The 7,871-nt window shown below is 73.0% G+C and carries 5 protein-coding genes; all 5 read left to right on the forward strand.

The window, feature by feature from the left end:
• Positions 1-1,629, forward strand: a 1,629-nt coding sequence (locus EBH09_RS14010) for an FtsK/SpoIIIE domain-containing protein (protein WP_274595138.1), incomplete at its 5' end; no start/stop codon positions are given.
• 178 nt (positions 1,630-1,807) lie between these two features.
• Entirely contained in the window at positions 1,808-3,202 is a 1,395-nt protein-coding gene (locus tag EBH09_RS14015) for an extracellular solute-binding protein (protein WP_121747260.1), read from the forward strand.
• A gap of 4 nt (positions 3,203-3,206) precedes the next feature.
• Positions 3,207-4,553: a sugar ABC transporter permease gene (locus EBH09_RS14020; protein ID WP_193776287.1), complete on the forward strand. Its 1,347-nt coding sequence runs from the start codon at positions 3,207-3,209 to the stop codon at positions 4,551-4,553.
• Positions 4,550-5,467, forward strand: a complete 918-nt coding sequence (locus tag EBH09_RS14025) for a carbohydrate ABC transporter permease (protein ID WP_121747261.1) — start codon at positions 4,550-4,552, stop codon at positions 5,465-5,467. Before EBH09_RS14020 ends, EBH09_RS14025 begins: the two co-directional genes overlap by 4 nt.
• Before the next feature lie 178 nt (positions 5,468-5,645).
• Positions 5,646-7,871: bifunctional glycosyltransferase family 2 protein/CDP-glycerol:glycerophosphate glycerophosphotransferase (locus EBH09_RS14030; protein WP_193776288.1), on the forward strand; the 2,226-nt coding region annotated here is incomplete at its 3' end.

Below are 7,871 nucleotides of genomic sequence, written 5' to 3' on the forward strand. Positions count from 1 at the left end.
GGCGGCTTCGCCGGGCCCTACACCGTGGTCGTCGTGGACGGGGACCCCGGCGGTGCCGACGTGCGCGAGGCGATGGCTCGGCTGGCCCTGGAGGGTCCTCGGGCCGGCATCCACGTCGTGTGCCTCGCCGAGACCGCCGCGGCCTCCCCGACCTCCCCGGTGACGGAGACCTACGAGGCGGCCTGCGCGGTGTCGCCGGTGTTCCGGCAGTGCGGTGCCGTGGCGCTGCTCAGCGGCGACGTGGCGACGGCACTGCGGCTGCTGCGCATCGCGCGCACGGGCGCCTCCCCGGGACCCCAAGGCACCCAGGGCACCCAGGCCGCTCCGACCGCCCCCGCCGGCCCGGTCGGGCACGGCACCCTCGGCACGGTCGACGCCGTCTCCCTCGCCTGGGCCGAGCGGTTCGCGCGCGCACTGGCGCCGCTGCGCACCGACGGCGCGACCGGCGAACGCCACGCGCGTGTGTCCGCGCCGCTGCCCCAGGCGGCCCGGCTCCTCGACGAGCTGGGCCTCGCCCGGGCCACCCCCGCCTCCCTGATGGCCAGGTGGGCGGCCGCGGCCGACGACACGGAGGCCCTCGGCGGACGAGCGCAGGCCGTGCTGGGCGCCGGGCCGCGCGGCCCGGTCACCGTCGACCTCGCGGCCGAGGGACCGCACCTGCTGGTCGAGGGCCCGCCCGGCAGTGGACGCACCGAGCTGCTGCGGGCACTGGTCGCCTCGCTCGCCTCCGCCGAACGTCCCGACCGCCTCGGGATCGTCCTGATCGACGGCCGGGACAACGTCGGCTCGGGCGGCGGGCACGGCGAAGGGCTCCGTGTCTGTACGGACGTACCGCACGTCACCACCCACCTCACCGCCAACGACCCCGTCCGCATGCGGGAGTTCGCCCAGTCCCTGAGCGCCGAGCTGAAGCGGCGCGCCGAGCTGCTCGGACGGTCGGACTTCACCGAGTGGCACACCGGGCGGGAGGTGTCGGGCCGGATGGTCATCCAGCGCACGGCGGCGGGCGCGGCCGGCCCCGGCGTGATATCGGACACCGGGGACGTCGACTCCCCGCCCAGCTCCACCCTGCGGCTGCGTCCCGGTGCCGCCCGGCGCCGGGCGGGTGCCGTGCCGCCACTGCCGCGGCTGGTCGTGGTCGTGGACGACCTGGACGCGCTCGTCACGCCCCCGCTCGGCTCGCCCGGGCGGCCCGCGGCGGGGTCGGTGATGCGGGCGCTGGAGGCCGTCGCGCGGGAGGGCGAGCGGCTCGGGGTGCACCTGGTGGCCGCCACCGGTCCCGGGGGCCGTACGGAACAGACGGAACCGGCCCGCCGGGCGGCGCTGCGGGTCACCCTGGAGGCACCGGTGCCGGGACCGGACGAACCGGCGCCGGGACGCGGGCGGTTGGCCTCCGCCGAGGGGCGGTCCCTGGTGTTCCAGGGCGGCCGCGTCACCGGGCGCATCCCGCGGACGGCGACCCTGCGGCCCACCGTCGTCCCCCTGGAGTGGCACCGCATGGGCGACCCGCCCACCCGGCGCCCGGTACGCGAGCTGGGCAACGGTCCGACGGATCTGGCGCTGCTCGCCAGCGCGCTGCAGCGGACCGCCCGCGAGGTGTCCGCGGCACAGGTGCCGTCGCTGCTGTGACACCGGGCGGACACCGCCCCTTCGGCGTGCCCCGCCCGGCGTGCCCACCTGGTCACGACGCGGTCACGATCCCCCGCTTGACAGCGGACGCGCTCTTGCCGCCCTCACCCCCCTGGCGTACACCAGAGCGCACGGGACAGCGCCGAACGTTCGACGAGGAACGAAGAACGGGGCAGTGATGCGCACGAGCAGCACCATCCGATCAGGCAGGACCGTCAAGAGGACCACTCGGGCCGCCGCCGCCTTCGCCGCGGGAGCGCTCGCGCTCTCGCTCACCGCGTGCGGTGGCGACGACGACAACGGCGGCGACAACGGCGGTCAGGGGGGCGGCGACAAGGAGCCGGCCGCCACCGTCACCCTCCCCAAGCTGGACGGCGAGAGCCTGGAGGTCGCCGCCGTCTGGACCGGCGCCGAGCAGGAGAACTTCAAGAAGGTCCTCGCCGAGTTCGAGAAGCGCACCGGCGCCAAGGTGACCTTCGTGCCCGCCCAGGACCCGATCATCAACTTCCTGGGCTCGAAGATCGCGGGCGGCGCCCCGCCGGACGTGGCGATGCTCCCGCAGCCCGGCGCCATCAAGCAGGCCGTCGACAAGGGCTGGGCCAAGCCGCTGGGCAACGAGGCCCGCGCGGAGCTGGGCAGGAACTACTCGGACGGCTGGCAGGACATCGGCAGGGTGGGCGGCAAGCAGTACGGCGTCTACTACAAGGCCGCCAACAAGTCCCTGATCTGGTACAACGCCCAGGTCTTCGAGAACGCGGGCGCGGCCGAGCCCAAGACCTGGGACGAACTCCTCACCACCGCCCGGACGGTCTACGACTCGGGCGTCACGCCGTTCTCCGTAGGCGGCGCGGACGGCTGGACCCTCACCGACTGGTTCGAGAACGTCTACCTCTCGCAGGCGGGCCCGGAGAAGTACGACCAGTTGGCCGCGCACGAGATCAAGTGGACGGATCCGTCCGTCAAGGAGGCGCTGACGACCCTTGCCGAGATCTGGGGCAAGAGGGACTACGTCGCGGGCGGCGCGTCCGGCGCGCTGCAGACCGAGTTCCCGGCCTCGGTGACGCAGACCTTCACCGGCGGCGACCAGCCCAAGGCGGGCATGGTCTACGAGGGCGACTTCGTGCAGGTCAACATCGCCGAGACGGACGCCGAGGTAGGCACGGACGCGAAGGTGTTCCCGTTCCCGGCCGTCGGTGACACAGCGCCGGTGGTCTCCGGCGGCGACGCGGCCGTGATCCTGGAGGACTCGAAGGCGGCGCAGGCACTGGCCACCTGGCTGGCGTCCCCGGACGCGGCGACGATCCAGGCGAAGCTCGGCGGCTACCTCTCGCCGAACAAGAACGTGGACGCGTCGGCGTACCCGAACGACGTGCAGAGGAAGATCGCCGAGGCGCTGGTCGCGGCCGGGGACGACTTCCGCTTCGACATGTCGGACCAGGCCCCGCAGGCCTTCGGCGGCACGCCCGGCAAGGGCGAGTGGAAGGCGCTGCAGGACTTCCTGAAGAACCCGGAGGACATCGCGGGCACGCAGCAGCGGCTGGAGGCGGACGCGGCCGCCGCCTACGGAGGCTGACGCGATGACGTCGGCCACGGCGGCAGGAGCCTCACGGGGCCCTGCCGTCCCCAAGTCGCGCAAGAGCGTGACCGGCACCCGCAGAACCGTGGCGGCCCTGTTCCTGCTGCCCGCCCTGGTGCTGCTCGGCGCGCTCGTGGTCTACCCGATCGGGTACTCGCTGATCCGCAGCTTCTACGACCAGTCCGGCGACGGCTTCGCCGGATTCGACAACTACCGGGCGCTCTTCACCGACGACGGCATCCGCACCGCCCTGAAGAACAACATCATCTGGGTGGTGTTCGCGCCCACGGTAGCCACCGCGCTCGGACTGATCTTCGCGGTGCTGACCGAACGGGTGCGCTGGGGCACGGCGTTCAAGCTGGTCGTCTTCATGCCGATGGCGATCTCGATGCTGGCGGCCGGCATCATCTTCCGCCTGGTCTACGACCAGGACCCGGACAAGGGCGTCGCGAACGCGGTGTGGGTCGGGGTGCACGACACGTTCGCCGAGTCGTCGGCGTTCCCGAAGGCGCACCCGGGCCGCGAGTCGCCGCTGGAGCCGGCCGGCGGCGGGGCGTTCATCACCAAGCAGCCGGTGAGCGCGGGCCAGGCCGTCGTCCTTCCCCTCGTCGGCGTCGCCCCCGACCTCATGCCGGACGGCGCGGTAAAGGCCGTACCCGCGAAGCCCGAGGACGGGAAGATCACCGGCACCGCCTGGCAGGACTTCACCCGCGGCAAGGGCGTCGGGAAGCTCAACGGCGTCGACGCGGCCGAGCTGGGCTACGCCGGGATGAAGATCGAGGCCGTCAAGGACGGCGAGGTCGTCGCGGAGACCACGGCGTCCGGCGACGGCACGTTCACCCTGCCCGCCGCGGCCGACGGGGCGCGGCTCAGACTCCCCGCCGACAACTTCAAGGAGCCGTACAACGGCCTGAACTGGCTCGGCCCCTCGCTCGTCACGCCGGCCATCATCGGGTCGTACGTGTGGATGTGGGCGGGCTTCGCGATGGTGCTGATCGCGGCGGGGCTGGCCGGAGTCCCGCGCGAGCTGCTCGAAGCGGCCAGGGTCGACGGCGCCAACGAGTGGCAGGTCTTCAGACGGGTCACGGTGCCCCTCCTGGCACCGGTCCTGGCGGTCGTGGCCGTCACCCTGATGATCAACGTCCTGAAGGTCTTCGACCTGGTGTTCATCATCGCCCCCGGCTCCTCCCAGGACGACGCGAACGTGCTCGCGCTGGAGCTGTACCGCAAGGGCTTCGCCTCCGACCAGCCGGGCATCGCCAGCGCCATCGCGGTGTTCCTGCTGCTCCTGGTCATCCCGGTGATGTGGTTCAACGTACGGCGGCTGCGGCGGGAGGTGCGGCGATGACCACGGACGCGGGCTCCCTCACGAAGACGGCGCCGGCACCACCCGGGACGGCCCGCAAGGCGAAGCAGTCACTGGGGTCGCGGCTCGCCGAGGGCGTCAGCGGCGGGCTGGTCCGGGTGTTCCTGATCGTAGTGGGCCTGTTCTGGCTGGTCCCGACGATCGGCCTGCTGCTGTCCTCGCTGCGCACGCCCCGGGACATGGCGGCGAGCGGCTGGTGGGAGGTCTTCACCAAGCCGTCCCAGCTCACCTTCCAGAGCTACGAGGAGCTGCTGAAGAACGGCGACATCACCTCCTCCCTCCTCAACACCGTGATGATCACGGTTCCGGCGACGGTCCTGGTCGTGGTCATCGGGTCGCTGGCGGGCTACGCCTTCGCGTGGATGGACTTCCCGGGCCGCGACTGGTGGTTCCTGGCCGTGGTCGGGCTGCTGGTCGTGCCGGTGCAGGTGGCGCTGATCCCGATCGCCGAACTCTTCGGCAAGGTCGGTCTGTTCGGGTCGGTCGTCGGCGTGATCCTGTTCCACGTCGGCTTCGGACTGCCCTTCGCCGTCTTCCTGCTGCGGAACTTCTTCGCGGAGATCCCGAGGGAGCTGCTGGAGGCGGCCCGGCTGGACGGCGCGGGTGAGCTGCGTCTGTTCCTCCGGGTCGTGATGCCGCTGGGCGGGCCCGCGATCGCGAGCCTCGGCATCTTCCAGTTCCTGTGGGTGTGGAACGACATGCTGGTCGCGCTGATCTTCTCGGACTCCGGGAGCCAGCCGATCACGGTCGCCCTGCAGACGCAGGTACGGCAGTTCGGCAACAACATCGACGTACTGGCGCCGGGAGCGTTCATCTCCATGGTGATCCCGCTGGCCGTGTTCTTCGCGTTCCAGCGGCAGTTCGTCTCCGGTGTGATGGCGGGCGCCGTCAAGTAACCGCCGCGACAGCACCCTTGAGGGGACGGGCCGAACACCGGCCCGCCCCCTCCTTCGTACGGGGGCTTCCCGTGGGCACGGGGTCCCCCGAATGCCGCAGGGGCCGTAACCAAGTCACTCCATTGGCCGTTCCCGGGCCGAACGCCCGCGCCGACCCCGCCGACCCATGGATGTCCCCGTGCCCAGGTTCAGTGTCATCGTCCCCGCGTACCAGGTTCAGGCGTATCTGCACGAGTGCCTGGAGTCGGTGCTGTCGCAGTCCTATCCGGATCTCGAACTGATCGCGGTCGACGACTGCTCGCCGGACGCCTGCGGCGCGATCCTCGACGAGTTCGCGGCCCGCGACCCGCGCGTACGCGCCGTGCACCTGCCCGAGAACCAGGGCCTCGGCCCCGCCCGCAACGCCGGGATGGAGCGGGCGAGCGGCGACTACCTGGTCTTCCTCGACGGCGACGACACCCTCGCCCCGGACGCCCTGCGGGCCATCGCCGACCGGGTGAAGGAGACCGGGGAGCCGGACGTCCTGGTCTACGACTACGCGCGCACGTTCTGGTCGGGCGACGCGGTCCGCAACCAGGCCGCCCGGCACCTCACCGAACAGGGCCCGGCGCCGTTCCGGCTCACCGACCGGCCGGGGCTGCTGAAGCTGCTGATGGTGGCCTGGAACAAGACGGTGCGGCGGGAGTTCGCCGAGCGCGAGGGCTTCACCTTCCCGCCCGGCTACTACGAGGACACGCCGTGGACCTACCCGGTCCTGCTGACGGCGGACTCCATCGCCACCCTGGACCGGGTCTGCGTCCGCTACCGGCAGCGCCGGCGGGGCAGCATCCTGGGGACGCCGAGCGAGCGCCACCTGGACGTCTTCGAGCAGTACGACCGGGTCTTCGCGTTCCTGGAGACGCACCCGGAGCCGGCCCGCTGGCGGCCGGTGCTCTACCGCCGCATGGCCGACCACCTGACAACGGTGTTCACCCGCCCCGACCGCCTCCCGCGCTCCCTGCGCGGCGAGTTCCTGCGCCGGGCCCGCGTCCACTGCCGCCGCTACCGGGTCCCCGGCGCCCCCGCCCCGCTGCCGGTGCGCCTGCGCCACGCCCTGCTCCGGCTGGGCCTGCGCCGCACCTACGAGGCCCTGCGGCTGGCCTCGGCCCTGCGCCGCCGGACGGTGAAGGGCGCCGCCAGGCTGCTGCGCACCGCGCGGACCGCCGCCCTGCGGCTGCACTACCGCGTCCAGCGCCGCCTCCCCCTGCGCGCCGACCGTGCCGTCTTCGCCGCCGACGGTGACCGGGGGCACGGCTGCAACCCGGGCGCGCTGGAGGAGGCGTTCCGCGACCTCGCGCCGCACATCCGCACGGCGTGGGCCGCCGACCCCGCGCACCACCGCACCGTCCCGACCGGCACCCGGCGCCTGACGCCCGGCACGGCCGCCTACTGGACGGCGCTGGCCCGCTCCCGCTACCTGGTGCACAACGCCTCCTTCGACGCCGGCCTGGTCAAGCGGAAGGGCCAGGTGCTGATCCAGACGCAAGGAGGGACGCCCCTCAAGCACATGGGCCTGGACCTCCAGGAACGCCCGGCCGCCGCCGGCGGCACCGACTTCACCCGGCTGCTGCGCGAGGTCGACTCCTGGGACTACGTCGTCTCCGCCAACCGTCACTCCACCCTGACCTGGGAACGCGTCCACCCCGGCGGCTACACCACGCTGGAGTACGGCCAGCCCCGCACCGACGTCCTCCAGCGGGCGACGCCCGCGGACGTGGCCCGGCTGCGCGAGACGCTCGGCATCCCCGAGGGGACGGTCGCGATCCTCTACGCGCCCACCCACCGCGACTACCGGCGCACCCAGCGCGCCGCCCTGGACCTGGAGCGGGTCCTCGTCCGCCTCGGTCCCCGCTTCATGGTGCTGGCCCGCGCGCACCCCCGCCACGGCGGTCCGCTCGCCGAGCCCGGGGGCCGGATCCTCGACGTCAGCGGCCACCCGAGCGTGGAGTCGCTCTGCCTGGCCTCGGACGTCCTCGTCACCGACTACTCGGCACTGATGTTCGACTACGCGGGTCTGGACCGGCCGATCGTGATCCACGCCCACGAGCCGGAAGCCTACGAGGCGGCCCGCGGCACCTATTTCGACCTGCGCGCCTTCCCGCCGGGCGCGATCGCGCGGGACGAGGACGAGCTGATCGGCATCTTCGCCGGCGGCCACTGGCGCGGCTCCCGGTCCGCCCAGCTCAGAGCCGCTTTCCGGGAGCGGTTCTGCCCGCACGACGACGGCCGCGCCGCGGAACGCGTCGTACGCCGCGTGGTGCTGGGCGAGACGGACCTCCCACGGGTCGTGCCGCTCGCCGAACGGCACCCCGCGCCCTCGGCCGCCGCGGCCCTGGCCCGCACCCCGCTGGCCACGGTGCCGCAA

It is taken from the genome of Streptomyces sp. E2N166 (assembly GCF_003671715.1).
In the GTDB taxonomy this organism is placed as follows: domain Bacteria; phylum Actinomycetota; class Actinomycetes; order Streptomycetales; family Streptomycetaceae; genus Streptomyces; species Streptomyces thinghirensis.

Bases quoted from the DNA above. Each gene is read 5' to 3' on its own strand.
- EBH09_RS14015 (WP_121747260.1), top strand. From the start codon at position 1,808: ATGCGCACGAGCAGCACCATCCGATCAGGCAGGACCGTCAAGAGGACC.
- EBH09_RS14020 (WP_193776287.1), top strand. From the start codon at position 3,207: ATGACGTCGGCCACGGCGGCAGGAGCCTCACGGGGCCCTGCCGTCCCC.
- EBH09_RS14025 (WP_121747261.1), top strand. From the start codon at position 4,550: ATGACCACGGACGCGGGCTCCCTCACGAAGACGGCGCCGGCACCACCC.